Origin of the sequence: Niveispirillum sp. KHB5.9 (assembly GCF_048066115.1) — a bacterium.
Lineage (GTDB): Bacteria > Pseudomonadota > Alphaproteobacteria > Azospirillales > Azospirillaceae > Niveispirillum.
Genome location: NZ_JBLTYX010000001.1, coordinates 533196 through 550775, shown reverse-complemented (window position 1 = coordinate 550775; position 17580 = coordinate 533196). Strand labels below are relative to the sequence as shown.

Here is a 17580-nt window from a genome sequence, read left to right as displayed (position 1 = left end):
ACCGCCATGGAAAGGTTGAACGCCGCCGATGGGAGCCCGGTGGAGGGCGGCCCCATCGATCAATTCGCTTGTCAGGCGCTGGCACCTGCAACCGTGCGAACACCCGCGCGGATCAGTGCGGCGGGGATCGCGGGAACGGACTTGATCATCGCCGGCTCTGCGGCATCGCGCTCATCCTCCGGCGGGGCTTCGAACTTGTAGCCGCGGCCATAGACGGTCTCGATATATTTGTCACCGCCCGTGGCCTCCGCGATCTTCTTGCGAAGCTTGCAGATATAGACGTCGATGACCTTGTCCAGCGGGTCGGACCCGGACAGGGTGTACACCGTCTCGTAGATCTTCTCCTTCGACACGACGCGGCCGACATTCAGCGCCAGGACGCTGAAGATCGCATGCTCGCGGTGCGACAGGCGCAGGCGCTGCCCATCCACCGCCGGATCGCGGCCGTCCAGGAAGACGGTCAGGCGGCCCACCGTCAACTCGGGCGAGCTGTGGCCATGGGCGCGCCGGCGCACGGCATGCAGCCGCGCCTCGATCTCCTGCGGATTGATCGGCTTTACCAGCACGTCATCGGCACCGGCCCGCAGATGCTGGATGGTGGACGTGACGCAGCGGTGACCCAGCAGGCTGACGATGATCACCTGACCCACCACCGCCCGCAGCCGGGCGATGAAGGCTTCGGGACCGGCCGCACTGCTGACCAGGATCGCGTCGTAGTTCTCCAGGGAGCCATCCTTCTCGGCAACCAGTGTCTCCACGCTGTCCTGCGTCTGCTGTTCGCAGCGGACGCCGACGCGGCCGATGGCGCGGGAGATTGCTCCGGCGATGGTCTGATCGTTCTCGATCAACAAGACTCGCATTGCCCCAACTCCTGATTTGAGTAAAATTCTACAGGAATTTTACAAGATCGACGGAAGCAGAAGAAAAACTTCTAATTTATTTGTATTTCCGTACCATATTCGCCTTTCATTCTGCTCACAAAGAGCAATGACTACCCACAACGGCGCAGTCAAGACGAGATCGACTCAGATAATTAAATGGATATTAACGCGCCCCTTGGGTAAGTCTTGGAAAAGCCGCTTTAACCCTGTCGTGCCATGATCCCTCCGTTCACTAATCTTAAGGGGTCGGAAATGGTTGAGCGCCGCCATATCCGTGGCTTTCTCGCCTTGATTGTCGCCGGGTTCGTGGCCCTGCCGGGGGCCGCCCAGGCCCAGATGCGCATCAAGGATCTCGTCGAGGTGGAGGGGGTGCGCGGAAACCAACTTCTGGGCTATGGGCTGGTCGTCGGGCTGAACGGCACGGGTGATCGCCTGCAGAACTCGCCCTTCACGCAGCAGAGCCTGGAAGGCATGCTGGAACGGCTGGGCGTCAATATCACCGGCCTGAATGTGAAGACCCGCAACGTCGCGGCGGTGATGGTCATGGCGGAACTGCCGCCCTTTCCCCGCCAGGGTACCCGCGTGGATGTGTCGATTTCCACCATGGGCGATGCCAAGAGCCTGGCCGGCGGCAACCTGATCGCCACGCCGCTGATGGGGGCGGACGGGAAGATCTATGCCGTGGCCCAGGGTCCCGTCGCCACGTCGGGCTATTCGGTTGAGGGTGCGGCGGCCAGCGTCACCAAGGGCGTGCCGACCTCCGGCCGCGTGGCAAATGGCGCCATCGTCGAACGCGAAGTGGATTTCGATCTGGACAGCCTGGCGCGTGTCCGGCTGGCCCTGCGCAACCCGGATTTCCTGACCGCCAACCGCATCGCAGCCGCCGTGAACCAGAGCCTGGGCGGCAGCGTCGCCCGCGCCACCGACCCGACGACGGTCGATGTGATGGTGCCGGTGGCTTACCAGGGGGACATTGCCGGCCTGCTGACCCGGATCGAAACCATCCAAGTGACGCCCGATCAGGTGGCCCGTGTGGTCATCGATGAACAGTCGGGCACCATCGTCATGGGCGAGAATGTCCGGATCAGCACCGTCGCCATCGCCCAGGGCAATCTGACGGTGCGGGTGCAGGAAACCCCGCAGGTCTCCCAACCCGCCCCCTTCACCCAGCAGGGCCAGACGGTGGTCGTTCCCCGCACCCAGATCGCCGTGGACGAGGGGGAGGGCAAGCGCCTGAACGTGCTGGAGGGCGGGGTATCGCTGAATGAACTGGTCAATGGGCTGAACCGGCTGGGCGCCACGCCGCGCGACATCATCGTCATCTTGCAGGCGATCAAGGCGGCCGGTGCCCTTCATGCCGAACTGGAGGTGATGTGATGGAAATAGCTGAAATCCAGCCGCCCGCCCGGCCCCTGCCGGCCGCCGGTCCCCTGACGGGCACGGCCGCGACCGAGGCGGCACGGAAATTCGAAGCATTGCTGCTGAGCCAGGCGTTGAATTCCATGTTCGAAGGCGTATCGACCGAGGGCATGTTCGGCGGGGGTTATGCGGAGGAAGTGTTCCGCGGCATGATGCTGGACAGCGTCGCCGAGAGCATGGCGTCCAGCCCCGGCGGCTTCGGCATTGCCGGCCACGTCCGCGCCCAGATCGCCCAGTATGACCAGTCGCGGGAGGGCTGAGGCATGAATGTCGGTTCACTGTCGCCGGACATGCGCCGGCATCTGGCCGAGGCGTTCGAGGTGTTGACCGCCTTGCTGGAGGAGGAAACCAGCCTGGTATCCAAGGCCCAGTCCGATGGGCTGGAGCTGTATTTCAGCACCAAGCGCAAATTGTTCGAACAGCTGGGCATCCTGCTGCGCGAGGCCAACCGCGCCCCGCCACTGCCGGTGTTCGCCGCCGATGGTGACGAGGGGGAGGCGGAGCCGGTGGAAGACCCCGCCCCGCCGGAACGGGTGCGCACCGCCGCCGCCCGCCTGTGCGCCGCGACCCGCGCCAATACCATCGCCCTGCAGGCAGCCCAGGAGGCGGTGACCAATGTCGCCAAGCGCCTGGGCCGCGTCGCCGAACGCCAGCGCGCCGACGGCGTCTATGGCCGCAGCGGCAGCACCGCCCGGCGGGCCATGCCGGGGTATGGGCGGATCGATCATAATCTTTGAGGGCACCTTCGCTGCCGCACTCTCTACCGTCACCCCGGCGAAGGCCGGGGTGACGGTAGAGAGTGCGGAGACCCTCACAGCCCAAAACTGCGCGAGGATGAAAGCAGGGTAGGGAACAGTATGAGTTCACCCCACCCTAAAGATGTATACCCTTGTAACAGCACCGCTTTTTAAGCGGATTTAATCTCCCGCTGCCACAGTCGAGACAGCTCCCGGGCTTGGACCACAGATGTCCCTCAACCCCGGCAGCGGCTGCGTCAGAAGGCGCTAGATCCAAATCCATCCACGAAGGAGAATGATCATGGCTGCTTCTATTCTGACGAATGTCGGCGCGATGGTTGCGCTGCAGACCCTGAACAAGACCAGCAAGGACTTGCAGACGGTTCAGGATCGCATTTCCACCGGCATGAAGGTGGGCACCGCCAAGGACAATTCGTCCTACTGGGCCATCTCCACCGTCATGAAGTCCGACGTGTCGGCTCTGAAGGCGCTGAACGAGAACATCGCCATCAACGCCGCCACCGTGCAGACCGCCCGCGTCGGCTCCGAAAACATCCAGAAGCTGCTCAGCGAAGTGAAGAACCAGCTGGCCCTGGCCACGTCGGCTTCGGTCGATCACGCCAAGATCGGCGACGAGCTGACCAGCCTTGCCAGCAACATCCAGAACACCATCGACAGCGCCAGCTACAATGGTGAGAACCTGCTGGATAACGCCAACACCCGTACCTTGACGGTGTCGATCAATCGCGCCGGTGCCGCCATCACGGCCGTGACCGACACGATCGACGGCCAGGACATGACGGCGGTCCAGACCTTCGTCGCCGGCCTGTCCGCCGCCATCACCGCCGGTGCCGACGGTTCCGCCAACGCCGCCGTCGCCCAGACGCAGCTGCTGGCGCTGGAAGCCCACATGGATACGGTCATCAGCGCCGCCGCCGAGTTCGGTAACGTCGGCAAGCGTCTGGAACTCCAGGCCGATTTCACCAGCAAGCTGGTGGACAGCCTGAACGAAGGTATCGGCACCCTGGTCGATGCCAACCTGAACGAAGAGTCTGCCCGTCTGCAGGCCCTGCAGGTCCAGCAGCAGCTGGGCATCCAGGCTCTGTCGATCGCCAACCAGGCGCCGCAGAACATCCTGTCGCTGTTCCGTTAATCCTGTTCCCGGTGATCGTGACCGATCACCGGGCCTCAGGCGCCGGCGCCAACATCCGTTGGCTTGGCTTACGCCGCACGTGCGGCGCGGCGGCGGTCGCCGCCGTACAGAGCCCGATAAGTCAAATTATCGGGCTCTGTATAATAACGGCCCAGTGATTATCGGGGGTCGGCCTTACGGTCGACCCCCTTTATTTATATCTATATTTGCACGGTATTTTGTATTTCACCGCCGTTTAATCGCCCACTGATACTCTATGTTCCTCGCTTTTCTTCAAGGGGACAATTGTCAATGAGCGTCGCAGCCTATCGCCAGTCCGTTATGGACACGGCCAGCCCCCGACAATTGGAACGCAAGGTCTTTCAGCAGGTCACGATGGACCTGGAGACCGCGACCCGCAGCAACGACGCCCTGGCGCGCATCCGCGCCATCGACCGCAACCGACGGCTCTGGATGACCCTGGTGGCCGATGTGGCGGACCCGGGCAACCTGCTGCCGGACCCGTTGAAGGCCGGGTTGATCTCGCTGGGTCTCTGGGTTGATCGCTATTCGGGCCAGGCTTTGTCCACCGACCGGCCGCTCGGCCCCCTTGTCGATGTCAACCGTACCGTCATGCAGGGACTGGCTGCCGCTCCCGCCAGTTGATCTGGAAGGTGTTCCATGGGTCTGAAGCTGAAGCTGAAACCATTCGAGAAGTTCATCGTCAATGGCGTGGTCATTGAAAATGGCCGCCATCGCAATACCGTGACCGTGGCCAACCACGCGCAGGTGATGACCGGCCGCTCCATCCTCCAGCCGGAGGAAGCGACGACGCCGGTCAAGCGCACCTATTACGCCGTGCAGGCCATGCTGCTGGACCCCCCGAACGCGGCCCGCCAGAAGCTGCTCTATGACGCGCTGATCGCGCAGTTGCATACGGCGATCCTGGATCCGGCAATGACCTATCACCTGGGCGATGCCGACCGGCATGTGCGCGAGGGGGATTATTACAAGGCGCTGGCCGCATTGCGGCCGGTGATCAGTTACGAGGCGATATTGCTGCCGCCCGTCGGGGCGGTGGGTACGGCCGAACCGCTGCCAGAAAGGGCGGCTGGTGCGTAGGCGCTCCATGATTTGAGGGGTGCAAGGCCGACGTAACGCGGCAAGGTGGCCGCGGGAGGAGGGGGCATGAGTGATCGAAAGCAGGTCGAGGCGGTTTCCTCCTCGGAAAGTGCCGCCGCGCGCCGCCGCCTGGCGGAACCGGTGGCACCCATGGACCGGGCGGCCGACCGCGAGGCGGACAAGAATGTGAAGGTTCCACCGGTGGCCGTGAAGCCGCCGGTGGAGCCTTCGCCGGCTTTCCGGCCCTATCGCGTGCTGCTGGACCCGGAGACGCAGCGCCTGTTCACCGAGGTGCTGGATACAAGCACCGGTGACGTGCTGCTACGCATCCCCGCCGGCTATGTCCCGCCCGATGACGAGGCCGGCGAGGTCGGGCCGGAACGCCGGGAGGTGGAGCTATGAGCATCATCGGCTTCGGCGCCAGCACCGTGACGGGTGGCTTCGGTTCCTCCCTGCTGCAATGGCGGCTGCTGTCGCGCACGGAGGAACGGCAGAAGGCCATGATGATGGCCGATCCCGTCAACAGCGCCGACACCGCCTATGCCCGGTCCAGGCTGCCGCAGATTGGGTCGGTGGATGAGCTGATGTCCGACCGCCGCGCCTATACCTATGTGATGCGGGCCTTCGGGCTGGAGGATCAGATCAATTCCCAGGCGCTGGTGCGCAAGGTGCTGGAAAGCGACCTGTCGGATACGGCATCGGTCGCCAACCGCATGGGCGACCAGCGGTTTCGCGAGTTGGCCGGCGCCTTCAATTTCGGCCCGAACAGCGCCAAGACCGGCACCTCCTTCGCCGACCAGATCGGCGACCGCTATGTCACCGCCCTGTTCGAGCAGGAGATCGGCCAGCGCAACCAAGCGCTTTCCATGATGCTGGACTTCTCCCGCAAGCTGCCGACCAAGACCAGCTGGGCGGCGGTGATGGATGATCCGGACATGGCCGACGTGGTGCGCACCGTCTATGGCCTGTCCAAACCCATCGGCCCCGCCGATGCCAAAAGCCAGGCCGAGCAGCTGGAAAACACCATCCCGTTCGCGGAAATGAAGCTGGCGCCCACCCAGGTGGTGTTCCGCAACAATTTCCTGGATGTCTGGGACTATAACGGTAATCCGCGCGGCAGTTCGGTGCGTTCCAAGATCCAGTGGGAAATGATGGAAAGCACCTATGCCCGCGATAAGGCCGCTGTGGCCGCGCGGTATGAGGTCAAGCGGACCCTGCTGTCCCTGGAACAGAAGCTGCCGGGGCTGGAGGTGGGCAGCGACCTGCTGGCCGACCGCAGCCTGCTGAACACTGTCCTGAAGGCGTTCGACCTGGAGGACAAGGCCGGCGACACCAACTATCTGCGCAAGGTCCTGGCCAGCGATCCCGCCGATGCCAAAAGCTTCGCCGCCACGGCCGGGGAGCGGGAGAAGAACCTGGCCCTGGCCTTCAGCACCGCCAATACCGGCGCCAAGCGGCGCGGCAGCCCGGCATTCGTCAATGATGTCGTGAAGCGCTATGAGACGCAGAGCTTCGAGGTATCGGCCGGCAACGCCAACGAGGCGCTGCGCCTGGGCCTGTATTTCGAGCGCAAGTCGGCGGGCATCACCAGCTGGTACCAGGTACTGGCCGACAAGGCGCTGGCAGAATTCGCCCGCACGGCCCTGGGCCTGCCCGACCAGGCCGCCCAGATCGACCTGGACCGGCAAGTGGACATCCTGCAAAGCCGCTTCGACATCAAGAAGCTGAAGGACCCGGCCGAAGCGGGGAAACTCGTTGAACGCTTCATGATGATGTATGACGTGAACGGCAATAACCCCAGTGCCGCCGCCTCCAACCCCGCCGTACAGCTGCTGTCCGGCGGCGGGCGGACGACGATCGATGCGTCGACGTTGATGGCGCTGGCGACCACGCGGCGGTGGTGAGGGGAGGGCGGTAAAGCTCCTACCTGAAACCTCATATCCCTGCTTCCCCCGCGAGAGTGTTGGGCACCATCGTTGCCGCTCTCTCTACCGTCACCCCGGCGGAGGCCGGGGCCCAGGTCGTAGAGCGAAGCGCTTGTCACTTGGGCCCCGGCCTTCGCCGGGGTGACGGTGGATATTGAGGAAACCCTTACAGTCCAAACTTTTGCGTTAGGGGCAAGAAAGGGATTAAGGGAATTCCCCCCTCACCCCCTTCTCTTCACCGCCGCCCCCGGCTTCTTCGGCGGTTCCGGCGGGGGAGGGGGCGGCGGTGTCAGGTCCGCCTGGATCGCTTCCAGCACCGCGAAACCCTGCGCCGCTTCCGTCGCCTCACCCTTCTTCTGGCGCATGAATTCCTGCAAGGACGGCTGGGCCTTGATCGCCTGATCCACCTCGACATCGCTGCCAACGCGATAGGCGCCCAGGCGGATCATCTCCTCCATCGCCTCGTACCGCGACAGCAACCCCCGCGCCCCGGCAACGGTGGCGTTCTCCTCGGGCGAAAGGCACCCCGGCAGGGCGCGCGACACGCTTTTCAGCACATCAATGGCCGGATAGCGGCCGCGTTCGGCGATCTTGCGGTCCATGACGATATGGCCGTCCAGGATGCCGCGCACGGCATCGGCCAGCGGCTCGTCATGGTCGCCGCCATCGACCAGCACCGTGAACACGCCGGTAATGTCGCCCGTCCCCTCCGCCCCCGGCCCGGCGCGTTCCAGCAGGCGAGGCAGTTCGGCAAAGGTGCTGGGCGGATAGCCCTTGGTGGTCGGCGGCTCACCGGCCGACAGGCCGATCTCGCGCTGGGCCATGGCGAAGCGGGTGACGCTGTCCATCATGCACAGCACGTCGCGTCCGGCATCGCGAAAATGCTCGGCGACGCTCAGGGTCAGGTACGCCGCCTGACGCCGCGCCAGCGCCGGCTCGTCGCCCGTGGCCACGATGACCACGCTGCGCGCCAGTCCTTCCGGTCCCAGATCATCCTGGATGAATTCCTGCACCTCGCGCCCGCGCTCGCCGATCAGGCCGATGACATTGACATCGGCCGCACTGGACCGGGCCAGCATGGCCAGCAGGGTGGATTTGCCCACACCGGACCCGGCGAAGATGCCCAGGCGCTGGCCCCGGCACAGAGGCGTGAAGGCGTCGATGACGCGGATGCCCGTCTCCAGCCGCGCGCCCATGCGCCGCCGCTCGAATGCCGGCGGCGGATTGGCGCGCAGTGACCGGTTGGCATCGCCCAGTCCCAGATGGCCCTTGCCGTCGATGGGCTTGCCAAAGGCATTGATGACCCGGCCCAACCAGCGATCATCGGGCCGGACCATGCCCGTGGCCGCCCCGGCTTCCACCTTCGACCCCAGCCCGATCCCCTCCATCGACGCGAATGGCAGCAGCACGGCGCGACCCTGACGGAACCCTACCACCTCGCACGGCACGGGACGACCATCGCGGGTCATCGCCTTGCAGCCATCGCCCACGGACAGGCGACGTTCCACCCCCTCCACCTCCATGGACAGGCCCGAACAGGTGACAACCTGGCCATGGAAACGGGGGCCGGGCAATTGTTGGATATCGGCCAGAAGGCCGGCCAGGATGGTCATGGCGCAGGGATCCCGATGCAGGGTTTGGCTGGTCCCCATCCTTGGAAGGCCGCGATTAAAGCCGGTTAAAAGCCGGCGGGGACGGGCGGGCGCTTAAACGCTGCTTTAAGTCGCGCATGGAAGCATGCCCCCATATCCGGCCCCGTTGCCAGCCCCTGTTGGGAGTATCGCTGAGATGGATTTGACCTCCATCGGCCTGTTCAACCTGGCCAGCCATCGCATGGACTATCTGTCGGCCCGGCACAAGGTGCTGGCGGAAAACATCGCCAATGCCGACACGCCGGGCGTGAAGGCCCGCGACCTGAAGCCCTTCAGCTTCGCCCAGGCCCTGCAGGGCGCCGGCGTGCAGCAGGCCCGCACCAATGCAGCCCATCTGGAACCCCTGCATCAGGCGGCTGTCTTCCGTGAGGATCGCCGCGTCGATGTCTACGAGACCGCACCCGACGGCAATGGCGTGGTGCTGGAGGAACAGATGATGAAGACCGCCGAGGTGCGCCAGCAATACGACTTGGCCGCCAACCTGTTCCAGAAGAATGTCGGCATGCTGCGCTATGCTTTTATCGGCCGTTAAAGGGGAGCATCACAATGGCAACCGATAATCTCGCCGCTTCCTTCGGCATCGCCGCTTCCGGCATGAAGGCCCAGACGACGCGCCTGCGCGTGGTGGCGGAGAACATGGCCAACGCCAATTCCACCTCGGAAGTGGCCGGCGGCGATCCCTATCGCCGCAAGACGCTGGTCTTCTCCACCGAACTGGACCGGGTCCTGAAGGCCGACACGGTGGAGGTCAAGCGCATCGGCCATGACATGGGCGATTTCCGCCTGGAATATGATCCCGGCCACCCGGCAGCGGACGCGGACGGCTATGTCAAGCTGCCCAATGTCAACAGCCTGGTCGAGGCCATGGACATGCGCGAGGCCGGCCGGTCCTACGACGCCAACCTGAATGTGATACAGCAGGCCCGCTCCATGCTGGGCCGCACCATCGACATGCTGCGGGGGTGACGGTAGAGAAATGGTGCCCACGATTTTCACGAAGCCTCCACGACCAACTTGAGAGCCCCACAAGGCGACAGGAGCCCCCATCATGCAGGTCGTTCCCCTTTCCGGCGTTACCGGCGCCTATGCCGCCGGCAAGCTGCCCGGCATCACCGGTCCCGCCGACATCATGCAGACCGCCGCCCCGGCGCGCGGTTCCTTCCCGGAGATCGTGGGCAAGGCCGTCAAGGACGCCATCGCCACCATGCGCAATGGCGAGCAGGTGGCAGCATCCGGCCTGCAGGGGAAGGCCACCGCGCAGGAAGTGGTGCAGGCCACCATGTCGGCCGAACTGACCGTCCAGGCCGTCAGCGCCGTACGCGACAAGCTGGTGAACGCCTATCTCGACATCATGCGCATGCCGATCTGAGCAGCCACTTTCAAGTCCGGAGGGCTGTGAGGGTCTCCACACTCTCTACCGTCACCCCGGCGAAGGCCGGGGCCCAAGTCGTAGAGCAATGCGCTTGTCATCTGGGCCCCGGCCTTCGCCGGGGTGACGGTAGAGAGAACGCGAAGCCCAAGCCCCCCAACGGGAACCCACCATGACCCAAGCCGAAATCCTCGACCTGCTGCGCAGCGGCATCTGGACCGTGATCTGGGCGGCGACCCCGCCCCTGGTCGTGGCCCTGGTCGTCGGCTTCGGCATTTCCCTGATGCAGGCCCTGACCCAAGTGCAGGAGGCGACGCTCTCCTTTGTGCCCAAGATCGTGGCCATCATGGTCACGGTCGTCCTGGCCCTGCCCTTCATGTTCCATGTGCTGTCGACCTTCTGGGCGGAGATCGTCACCCGCATCGGCGGCGTGCCGCCATGAAAGGGCTGGCCCTGCTCCTGGCACTGTTCAGCGCCGCACCGGCCCTGGCAACGGATGCCAACAGCACCGCCTGCCTGGCCGCGATAAGGGGGGCGGAGAAGGAAATGCGCATGCCCGGCCGCCTGCTGATCGCCATCGGCGTCACGGAAGCAGGCCGCGAGGTGGAAGGCCGCCTCACCGTCTGGCCCTGGACGGTGAATGCCGAGGGTCAGGGGCGCTATTTCCCCGACAAGGCGTCGGCCCTGGCCCATGTGAAAAGCCTGCGCAGGAAGGGTGTGCGCTCCATCGATGTCGGCTGCATGCAGATCAATCTGCATTGGCATCCCAAGGCCTTCCCCGATCTGGAGACGGCCTTCGACGCGCAAGCCAATGTCGCCTATGCCGCCGGCATGCTGAAGGAGTTTCACGGCGACCTGCGCAACTGGACGCGGTCGGTGAAGCATTACCATTCGCGCACGCCCGACAAGGGCAACGCCTATTTCGACCGGGTGGCGGCGAACCTGCGGCTGGTACTGCTGCGCCGCAACGATCTGGCCGATATGCCGCCCCGCCCGCCGCGCCGGGGCACCGCCAACAGCGAACCCTGGGCCCTGCCGCCCCGCATGGGCTAGAGCGGTTTACCGCTCCGGCGGCGACTGCCGCCGCGCGCCTCGTGGCGCATAAGCCAAGCCGCGGATGCGGCGCCGGCGCCTGAGGAACTTAAAACCTTGAGCGTGTTTCCGGTTACCCGGAAGCACGCTCAAGGTTGGGGTTCAAGAGCGGGGGTTACCGTGAGCCCGCTCTTGAACCCCAGTTTTACCCGCACCTGCCTAATCTGGCCTGACATATCCCGGAGATCCCTAGCCTCATGTCTGCCGCCACCGCCCTGCCCGAAGGCCTGCGCCATCGTGACGTGTTCTTCGCGCTGGGGCTGGTCTTCATACTGACGGTCCTGATCCTGCCCGTCCCCACCTGGATGCTGGATATGGGCTTGGCCCTGTCCATGGCGATCAGCGTGCTGATCCTGATGGTGGCGCTGTGGATCAACAAGCCGCTGGATTTCTCCAGCTTCCCCACCGTGCTGCTGGTCGCCACCATGCTGCGGCTGGCGCTGAACCTGGCGTCGACCCGCCTGATCCTGTCGGGCGGGCACACGGGCACCGATGCGGCGGGCCATGTCATCATGGGCTTCGCCGATTTCGTCATGGGCGGCAATTTCGTCATCGGCCTGATCGTGTTCTGCATCCTGATGCTGGTGAATTTCATCGTCATCACCAAGGGTGCCAGCCGCATCGCCGAGGTCGGGGCCCGTTTCGCGCTCGACGCCATGCCCGGCAAGCAGATGGCCATCGACGCCGACCTGTCGTCGGGCCTGATCGACGAGACCGAGGCGCGCCGCCGCCGGTCGGAACTGGAACAGGAAAGCCAGTTCTTCGGTGCCATGGACGGTGCGTCCAAGTTCGTGCGCGGCGATGCCGTCGCCGGCTTGGTGATCACCGCCATCAATATCCTGGGCGGGCTGATCATCGGCGTGGCCCAGCACGATATGAACTTCGCCGACGCCGCCCATAACTACACGGTGCTGACCATCGGCGACGGTCTGGTGACGCAGATTCCCGCCCTCATCGTCTCGCTGGCCGCCGGCCTGCTGGTGTCCAAGGGCGGCAACCAGGGGTCCATCGATCAGGCGCTGCTGAACCAGTTGGGCGGCTATCCCAAGGCGTTGGGCGTGGCCGGCGGCCTGCTGCTGCTGCTGGGCGTCACGCCCGGCCTGCCGTTTTTGCCCTTCTTCATCCTGGCCGCCGCGTCGGGCGGGCTGGCCTGGTATCTGCCGCGCAACGCCGCCCGCGTGGCCGAGCAGAAGCGCCATGACGAGCTGCTGGCCGCCAAGGCCCCCACCGCGGAGGAGCCGGTGGCCGACATGCTGCGCGTCGATGATATCCGCGTGGAGCTGGGCGGCGGTCTGGTGCCGTTGATCCTGGACCCGGCCATGGGCCTGTCGGCCAAGGTGCGCCGCCTGCGCAAGCGTTTCGCCACCGAATTCGGCTTCCTCTTGCCCTCGGTCCGCCTGCGCGACAGCGCGTCGGTGGCGATGAACAGCTATGAGATTTCCATCCAGGGCGTAATGATCGCCAAGGGTGAGGTACAGGTGCGCAAGATGCTGGCCATCGACCCGCGCAACCAGGGCATCGACATCCCCGGCACCGACACGCGTGAGCCGACCTTTGGGCTTCCAGCGCGCTGGATCGAACCGGTGCAGGCCGAGGAAGCCGAGTTGAAGGGCTTCACCGTCGTCGATCCCGACAGCGTCATCACCACCCATCTGGCCGAGATCATCAAGGAGCATATGCCCACCCTGCTGGGCTATGCCGCCACCAAGCGCCTGCTGGACGAGTTGGACCGCGAGCATCAGAAGCTGGTCGCCGACCTGATCCCCGGACAGGTCAGCCTGTCGGTGGTGCAGCGCGTGCTCCAGGCATTGCTGGCCGAACGCGTCTCCATCCGCAACCTGCCTTTGATCCTGGAAGGCATCTCGGAGGCCGCGGCCTGGACCCGCAACGTCACCTTGATGACGGAGCATGTCCGCTCCCGCCTGGCGCTCCAGATCTGTCAGGCTTTGGCCACGCCCGACGGGTCCATCCCCGTCATCGTGGTCAGCCCGGAATGGGAGCAGGCCTTCCTGGATAATATCATCGAGCAGGGCGAGGACCGGCAATTCGTCATGCCGCCGTCGACCGTGCAGGATTTCCTGTTGGCCGCCCGCACCCGCATCCAGGCGCACGCGACCTCGGATTACTGGCCGGCCGTGCTGGTCACCCCCGCCGCCCGTCCCTTCGTGCGCTCGCTGCTGGAACGGGTCAGCCCGTCCACGCCCGTGATCTGCCATACCGAGCTGCACCGCAAGGCCCCCGTCACCACCATCGACCAGATATGAATCTGCCGCTCGCCCAATTGCTGAGTGCCGAACTGTACGGAATGCTGCTGGTGCTGGTCCGGACAGGCGCGGCGCTGTCGATGCTGCCCGGCTTCGGAGAGATGGCGGTGCCCATGCAGACGCGGCTGGCCGCCGCCTTGGGCCTGTCGCTGGCCCTGGCCGCCATCGTGCCGGACCTGCCGACGGCGGCCCCCGATGCCGTGTCCGACCTGCTGCGCCATGTGTTCGGGGAATTGATCGCCGGGGCCGTGCTGGGTGTCTGCGCCCGCATCCTGTTCGCGTGTTTGCAGATGGCGGGGCAGGTGATTTCCCAATCCATCGGCCTGTCCAACATCTTCGCCCTGCCCGGCACGGGGTTCGAGGGCGGGTCGGTGGCCGGCTCCTACCTGATGCTGGGCGGGCTGGTGCTGATCTTCGTCACCGACATGCATCATGTGATCATCCGCGCGCTGGTCGACAGCTACCGCCTGATGCCGGCCGCGAAAATCCCCGATATGGGGCTGCTGGCGCGGATGACGTCGGACGCGGTGACGCTGTCCTTCCGCATGGCCGCACAGTTCGCCGGGCCGTTCCTGGTGCTGGGCTTCGTCTATAATGTCGGGCTGGGCCTGATCAACCGCGCCATGCCGCAATTCGCGGTGTTCTTCATCGGCCTGCCCATCTCCATCCTGGGCGGCCTGTTCATCCTGTCCGCCACCATCGCCGCCATCCTGACCGGCTTTCTGGACGGGTTCGGCGGCTGGCTGCTTCGTTTCGGCGGGTGAGATGGCCGATCAGGGCGACGACAACCAGAAAACCGAAGAACCCACCCAGCGAAAACTGGACGAGGCAAGGCGGCGCGGCGATGTGCCGACCAGCCGCGAGGTGGGGGCGGCCCTGGCCATCCTGGCCGCCCTGATCATGGCCGGCGGCCTGGGCCCCGGCATGGCGGAGGGGCTGGCGGGGGAGTTCCTGCCGCTCGTGGAAAACCCCGGCGACATCATGCTGTCCAGCCCGGCCGACGCCTTCCACCTGATGGCGAAGCTTGCGGGCGGGGTGGGGTTGATCCTGCTGCCGGCGGCGTTGCTGCTGCTAGCCGCCGGCTTCCTGGGCGCGCTGGGGCAGGGAAGCATCGTGGTGTCGGGCGAGCGCATCCAGCCCAAGCTGAACCGCCTGTCACCCTTCGCCGGGCTGAAGCGGCTACTGTCCCTGCGCAATCTGGTGGAGTTCCTGAAGGGCCTGGGCAAGGTCGCGGCCGTCACCCTGGCCTTCGTCCTGGTGGTGACGCCGACCATCGATCAGGCCGAGGCCATGGTGCTAACCGATGCGGGCGTGCTGCCGCTGCTGCTGATCGACACGACGGTGGATTTGCTGCTGGGGGTGCTGGTGGCGGTGATCATCATCGCCGTGCTGGACCTGCTGTGGCAGCGTTTCTCCTGGCGCCGGCAGCAGCGGATGAGCATGCAGGAACTGAAGGAGGAATTCCGCCAGTCGGAAGGCGATCCGCACCTGAAGGCCAAGATCAAGCAGCTGCGCCGCGACCGGGCCCGCAACCGCATGTTCGCCGAACTGCCCGGCGCCACGGTGGTCATCACCAACCCGACCCACTTCGCCGTCGCCCTGCGCTACGACCTGTCCAAGGCGCCCGCACCCGTCTGCGTGGCCAAGGGCATGGATCTGGTGGCGCTGCGCATCCGCAAGGTCGCCACCGATCACGACGTGCCCATCGTGGAAAACCCGCCCCTGGCCCGCACGTTGCACGCCGGTCTGGAGATCGGTGAGGAAGTGCAGCCCGAGCACTATGTCATGGTGGCGGAACTGATCGCCTATGTCCTGAACCTGAAGGCGCAGAACACGGTGGTTTGACCAAAACACTGCTCTCCCTCCTGATGGGGGAGGGAGGGACCTGCCGCGAAGCGGTGGGAGGGCAGAAATCTCAGCAGCGCCCTTCCGCCGTGACCGTCAGCAGGCTCTGGGTCATCAAGGTGCGCTGCAGGGCCGGCACATGGCCCAGCCCGTCGGGCACATCCAGGTTGAAGCTGGCGATGGAGGCACCCTCCGCCAGACAGGTCAGAAGCTGATGCAGGCGGGCCAGCCCGCGCTCGTCACTGAGCTGGGCGGCCATGTCCAAAAGACGGTGAAGTTCGGTTTCCAGCGACGCGGCGACGAGCATTCGGTTCCTCCGTTCGTACAGTACCAAATCGGCTGTGCTCTATTCGGAATTCCTGTCCATAAGGCAAAGCCAGGCAGGAATTTTCCTAAAAATTGATACGAACGAGGTTAAACCAGCGTTAAAGATCACGCGTTACGTTCGCATGTCACACGCGCTCCATCCGGCATCAATTCCGCCATGAAAGGCCCGCGTCCCCAATGCAGACGCAGACTGGACCGCACCTCCAATCCGGCCAATGCCTTATCGACCACATGCTCGAAAAAGTCGCGCAGCGCCGGGGGAGGCAGCAGGGCGATCGACAGGTCCAGCATTACCCTATCGGGTAGGGATAGACCCCTCAACTGCACCGGTCCCAGGGCACTCAGGTCCATGCCCAGGGTGAAGGCGGTGGCCGTCACCTCTTCCCCCTCCTGTCCTTCAGGCCCCGAGTCCGGATCGGGCGGCAGGGAGAGGCCGGGATTGGTGGCCAGCAGCATCACCGATGGCCTGTCGCCTTCCAGAAACGGCACCAGCAGCGTCGTCCAGACCGACCCGTCGGATGCCATGCGCTTAACCGGCACCATGCCCTCCTCGATCTCCGCCAGGGCCGCCGCCTCGCTGCGCGTCAGGTGGCGCATCTGCTCCTCCCCCAGCCAGGCCCGCACCCCGCCATTGCGCGCCCCGAACAGGTAGAGCATAAGCGCGGCCCCCCCCAGCCGGTCGCCACGCGGCAGGAAGGCCGCCATGCGCGCCACCATGCCGGGATGGGCCAGCGCCTGGGCCAGCACCAGATCGGGCTGCGTTGCCGCCGCATCCTGGGGCAAGGGGGACAGCAGGTCGGGCAGGGGCAGCTCGGCCAGCGGTGCCACCCCTGCCTGCTTGGCCGACAGGGTGTCGCCCTGCTGCGCCAGAGCCGCCTGCTGCTGTAAATCCTGGGTGCCGGCGCGGGCACCCTTGGCAATGTCGGGAACGGCCTGGGCGCGCTGTGCGGCGGCGATGCCGGGGCCGGGCTCCTGGATGGGGGCCGCCGCGATGGCGGGACCGGGCCGGGGCGGCTGCATGGACCCGGCGCTGGCCAGCAACTGTGGGTTGGTGGACGGTGTGGTGGCTGCCTGAGGTTGGGCATTCGTGGCCACGGTGGCGGCCACCGCACTGCTGGTGGAGATGACGGGGCGGGGGGCGTTGGTCGTCTGCACGGTCGCATCGGTTCCGGCCGCCAGCAGCCCGCGCAATGCCACCTCCGCCCCACCCACGGGCGGGCGGGTGCCGGTGGCGACGGACGGTGCACGCTCCGGGGTGGCCAGGGCCTGGACATTGCTGGCCCGCGCGCCCGGGCCGATGGTGATGGAAACGCTGCTGCCCGGCGCCAGATCGGCCGGCCAGGCCCCCGGTACGGGACGCAGCAGGACAGGACCGGCGCTGGTGGCCAGCGGCAGGTCGCCTTCCGGCGTCGGGGCGCCCAGGGTGCCCGTCACATGGGTTGCAGTGCCCGCCAGCAGGTCGGGCGGACGCGACAGGATACCGGCCTGCATCGGCATGGTGGGCGAGCGCAAGGACGCCGCCAGCCCGGCCGCACCGGCCTGCGCTGCGGCACCCGCCGCCTTCACCGCACCGATCGCGGCGGGGCCGCCATACCTGTCCGTCGCCATGATGGTCGGTTCCTGGAATGCTGTCGATTTAAGCGACAATCCCGAGAGGGTTGAGCTGCCCGGCCTCCGCGTCTTCCACCGTCACCCCGGCGAAGGCCGGGGCCCAAATCGTAGAGCGAAGCGCTTGTCACTTGGGCCCCGGCCATCGCCGGGGTGACGGTAGTGAGAATGGCAGCGAAGGTGCAGAGCAGTTCCGCGCGGAAGCCG

Annotated in this window: 20 protein-coding genes; 16 read left to right on the top strand and 4 right to left on the bottom strand. The window is 65.7% G+C overall.

Annotation, left to right across the window (positions count from 1 at the left end; translation table 11 throughout):
* Nucleotides 1-71: 71 nt before the first annotated feature.
* Entirely contained in the window at nucleotides 72-860 is a 789-nt protein-coding gene (locus ACM9HJ_RS02270) for a response regulator transcription factor (protein WP_416570051.1), read from the bottom strand.
* A gap of 273 nt (nucleotides 861-1133) precedes the next feature.
* Here ACM9HJ_RS02270 and ACM9HJ_RS02265 point away from each other — a divergent pair, with 273 nt between their 5' ends.
* The 8 genes from ACM9HJ_RS02265 to ACM9HJ_RS02230 all read left to right on the top strand — a co-directional run bounded on the left by ACM9HJ_RS02265 (nucleotide 1134) and on the right by ACM9HJ_RS02230 (nucleotide 7195).
* Nucleotides 1134-2258, top strand: coding sequence for a flagellar basal body P-ring protein FlgI (locus tag ACM9HJ_RS02265; RefSeq protein WP_416570050.1), 1125 nt, complete (start codon nucleotides 1134-1136; stop codon nucleotides 2256-2258).
* On the top strand, nucleotides 2258-2560 hold the full coding sequence (locus ACM9HJ_RS02260; RefSeq protein ID WP_416570049.1) for a rod-binding protein: 303 nt from the start codon (nucleotides 2258-2260) through the stop codon (nucleotides 2558-2560). The genes ACM9HJ_RS02265 and ACM9HJ_RS02260 overlap by 1 nt, the downstream gene beginning before the upstream one ends.
* A 3-nt stretch (nucleotides 2561-2563) precedes the next feature.
* A complete protein-coding gene (locus ACM9HJ_RS02255) occupies nucleotides 2564-3037 on the top strand; it encodes a hypothetical protein (protein ID WP_416570048.1) in 474 nt (157 codons plus the stop codon).
* A gap of 301 nt (nucleotides 3038-3338) precedes the next feature.
* Nucleotides 3339-4190: a flagellin gene (locus ACM9HJ_RS02250; protein WP_416570047.1), complete on the top strand. Its 852-nt coding sequence runs from the start codon at nucleotides 3339-3341 to the stop codon at nucleotides 4188-4190.
* Between the two features lie 291 nt (nucleotides 4191-4481).
* The gene (gene flaF, locus ACM9HJ_RS02245) at nucleotides 4482-4835 is read left to right on the top strand and encodes a flagellar biosynthesis regulator FlaF (protein WP_416570046.1); all 354 of its coding nucleotides are present in this window, start codon (nucleotides 4482-4484) and stop codon (nucleotides 4833-4835) included.
* A gap of 15 nt (nucleotides 4836-4850) precedes the next feature.
* The gene (locus ACM9HJ_RS02240; protein WP_416570045.1) at nucleotides 4851-5291 is read left to right on the top strand and encodes a flagellar biosynthesis repressor FlbT; all 441 of its coding nucleotides are present in this window, start codon (nucleotides 4851-4853) and stop codon (nucleotides 5289-5291) included.
* Between the two features lie 66 nt (nucleotides 5292-5357).
* Nucleotides 5358-5693: a hypothetical protein gene (locus ACM9HJ_RS02235; RefSeq protein WP_416570044.1), complete on the top strand. Its 336-nt coding sequence runs from the start codon at nucleotides 5358-5360 to the stop codon at nucleotides 5691-5693.
* A complete protein-coding gene (locus ACM9HJ_RS02230) occupies nucleotides 5690-7195 on the top strand; it encodes a DUF1217 domain-containing protein (protein WP_416570043.1) in 1506 nt (501 codons plus the stop codon). The genes ACM9HJ_RS02235 and ACM9HJ_RS02230 overlap by 4 nt, the downstream gene beginning before the upstream one ends.
* Before the next feature lie 242 nt (nucleotides 7196-7437).
* Here ACM9HJ_RS02230 and fliI read toward each other — a convergent pair whose 3' ends face one another.
* The gene (gene fliI, locus ACM9HJ_RS02225) at nucleotides 7438-8829 is read right to left on the bottom strand and encodes a flagellar protein export ATPase FliI (protein ID WP_416570042.1); all 1392 of its coding nucleotides are present in this window, start codon (nucleotides 8827-8829) and stop codon (nucleotides 7438-7440) included.
* Nucleotides 8830-9004: 175 nt separating this feature from the next.
* Between fliI and ACM9HJ_RS02220 the strand changes: the two genes are divergently transcribed.
* The 8 genes from ACM9HJ_RS02220 to ACM9HJ_RS02185 all read left to right on the top strand — a co-directional run bounded on the left by ACM9HJ_RS02220 (nucleotide 9005) and on the right by ACM9HJ_RS02185 (nucleotide 15438).
* A complete protein-coding gene (locus tag ACM9HJ_RS02220) occupies nucleotides 9005-9400 on the top strand; it encodes a flagellar basal body protein (RefSeq protein ID WP_416570041.1) in 396 nt (131 codons plus the stop codon).
* Between the two features lie 14 nt (nucleotides 9401-9414).
* The gene (gene flgC, locus ACM9HJ_RS02215) at nucleotides 9415-9834 is read left to right on the top strand and encodes a flagellar basal body rod protein FlgC (protein ID WP_416570040.1); all 420 of its coding nucleotides are present in this window, start codon (nucleotides 9415-9417) and stop codon (nucleotides 9832-9834) included.
* A gap of 82 nt (nucleotides 9835-9916) precedes the next feature.
* Nucleotides 9917-10237 (top strand): flagellar hook-basal body complex protein FliE, encoded by a 321-nt coding sequence (locus ACM9HJ_RS02210; protein ID WP_416570039.1) that lies wholly within the window; start codon nucleotides 9917-9919, stop codon nucleotides 10235-10237.
* A gap of 172 nt (nucleotides 10238-10409) precedes the next feature.
* Complete coding sequence (gene fliQ / locus ACM9HJ_RS02205) at nucleotides 10410-10679, top strand: flagellar biosynthesis protein FliQ (RefSeq protein WP_416570038.1); 270 nt, start codon at nucleotides 10410-10412, stop codon at nucleotides 10677-10679.
* Entirely contained in the window at nucleotides 10676-11290 is a 615-nt protein-coding gene (locus tag ACM9HJ_RS02200; RefSeq protein WP_416570037.1) for a hypothetical protein, read from the top strand. Before fliQ ends, ACM9HJ_RS02200 begins: the two co-directional genes overlap by 4 nt.
* A 236-nt stretch (nucleotides 11291-11526) precedes the next feature.
* Complete coding sequence (gene flhA, locus ACM9HJ_RS02195; protein WP_416570036.1) at nucleotides 11527-13593, top strand: flagellar biosynthesis protein FlhA; 2067 nt, start codon at nucleotides 11527-11529, stop codon at nucleotides 13591-13593.
* Nucleotides 13590-14357, top strand: coding sequence for a flagellar biosynthetic protein FliR (locus ACM9HJ_RS02190; protein ID WP_416570035.1), 768 nt, complete (start codon nucleotides 13590-13592; stop codon nucleotides 14355-14357). Before flhA ends, ACM9HJ_RS02190 begins: the two co-directional genes overlap by 4 nt.
* Nucleotide 14358: 1 nt before the next feature.
* The gene (locus ACM9HJ_RS02185) at nucleotides 14359-15438 is read left to right on the top strand and encodes an EscU/YscU/HrcU family type III secretion system export apparatus switch protein (RefSeq protein ID WP_416570034.1); all 1080 of its coding nucleotides are present in this window, start codon (nucleotides 14359-14361) and stop codon (nucleotides 15436-15438) included.
* A 70-nt stretch (nucleotides 15439-15508) separates the two neighbouring features.
* On the opposite strand, the gene ACM9HJ_RS02180 is transcribed toward ACM9HJ_RS02185, so the two are convergent.
* Both ACM9HJ_RS02180 and ACM9HJ_RS02175 read right to left on the bottom strand, forming a co-directional pair.
* Nucleotides 15509-15745, bottom strand: coding sequence for a hypothetical protein (locus tag ACM9HJ_RS02180; RefSeq protein ID WP_416570033.1), 237 nt, complete (start codon nucleotides 15743-15745; stop codon nucleotides 15509-15511).
* A gap of 125 nt (nucleotides 15746-15870) precedes the next feature.
* Nucleotides 15871-17373 carry a hypothetical protein gene (locus tag ACM9HJ_RS02175; RefSeq protein WP_416570032.1) on the bottom strand — a complete coding sequence of 501 codons (1503 nt, stop codon included), beginning with the start codon at nucleotides 17371-17373 and terminating at the stop codon, nucleotides 15871-15873.
* Nucleotides 17374-17580: the final 207 nt, after the last annotated feature.

Coding starts and splice junctions, on each gene's coding strand:
- ACM9HJ_RS02270 (WP_416570051.1), bottom strand. CDS start 860: ATGCGAGTCTTGTTGATCGAGAACGATCAGACCATCGCCGGAGCAATC.
- ACM9HJ_RS02265 (WP_416570050.1), top strand. CDS start 1,134: ATGGTTGAGCGCCGCCATATCCGTGGCTTTCTCGCCTTGATTGTCGCC.
- ACM9HJ_RS02260 (WP_416570049.1), top strand. CDS start 2,258: ATGGAAATAGCTGAAATCCAGCCGCCCGCCCGGCCCCTGCCGGCCGCC.
- ACM9HJ_RS02255 (WP_416570048.1), top strand. CDS start 2,564: ATGAATGTCGGTTCACTGTCGCCGGACATGCGCCGGCATCTGGCCGAG.
- ACM9HJ_RS02250 (WP_416570047.1), top strand. CDS start 3,339: ATGGCTGCTTCTATTCTGACGAATGTCGGCGCGATGGTTGCGCTGCAG.
- flaF (WP_416570046.1), top strand. CDS start 4,482: ATGAGCGTCGCAGCCTATCGCCAGTCCGTTATGGACACGGCCAGCCCC.
- ACM9HJ_RS02240 (WP_416570045.1), top strand. CDS start 4,851: ATGGGTCTGAAGCTGAAGCTGAAACCATTCGAGAAGTTCATCGTCAAT.
- ACM9HJ_RS02235 (WP_416570044.1), top strand. CDS start 5,358: ATGAGTGATCGAAAGCAGGTCGAGGCGGTTTCCTCCTCGGAAAGTGCC.
- ACM9HJ_RS02230 (WP_416570043.1), top strand. CDS start 5,690: ATGAGCATCATCGGCTTCGGCGCCAGCACCGTGACGGGTGGCTTCGGT.
- fliI (WP_416570042.1), bottom strand. CDS start 8,829: ATGACCATCCTGGCCGGCCTTCTGGCCGATATCCAACAATTGCCCGGC.
- ACM9HJ_RS02220 (WP_416570041.1), top strand. CDS start 9,005: ATGGATTTGACCTCCATCGGCCTGTTCAACCTGGCCAGCCATCGCATG.
- flgC (WP_416570040.1), top strand. CDS start 9,415: ATGGCAACCGATAATCTCGCCGCTTCCTTCGGCATCGCCGCTTCCGGC.
- ACM9HJ_RS02210 (WP_416570039.1), top strand. CDS start 9,917: ATGCAGGTCGTTCCCCTTTCCGGCGTTACCGGCGCCTATGCCGCCGGC.
- fliQ (WP_416570038.1), top strand. CDS start 10,410: ATGACCCAAGCCGAAATCCTCGACCTGCTGCGCAGCGGCATCTGGACC.
- ACM9HJ_RS02200 (WP_416570037.1), top strand. CDS start 10,676: ATGAAAGGGCTGGCCCTGCTCCTGGCACTGTTCAGCGCCGCACCGGCC.
- flhA (WP_416570036.1), top strand. CDS start 11,527: ATGTCTGCCGCCACCGCCCTGCCCGAAGGCCTGCGCCATCGTGACGTG.
- ACM9HJ_RS02190 (WP_416570035.1), top strand. CDS start 13,590: ATGAATCTGCCGCTCGCCCAATTGCTGAGTGCCGAACTGTACGGAATG.
- ACM9HJ_RS02185 (WP_416570034.1), top strand. CDS start 14,359: ATGGCCGATCAGGGCGACGACAACCAGAAAACCGAAGAACCCACCCAG.
- ACM9HJ_RS02180 (WP_416570033.1), bottom strand. CDS start 15,745: ATGCTCGTCGCCGCGTCGCTGGAAACCGAACTTCACCGTCTTTTGGAC.
- ACM9HJ_RS02175 (WP_416570032.1), bottom strand. CDS start 17,373: ATGGCGACGGACAGGTATGGCGGCCCCGCCGCGATCGGTGCGGTGAAG.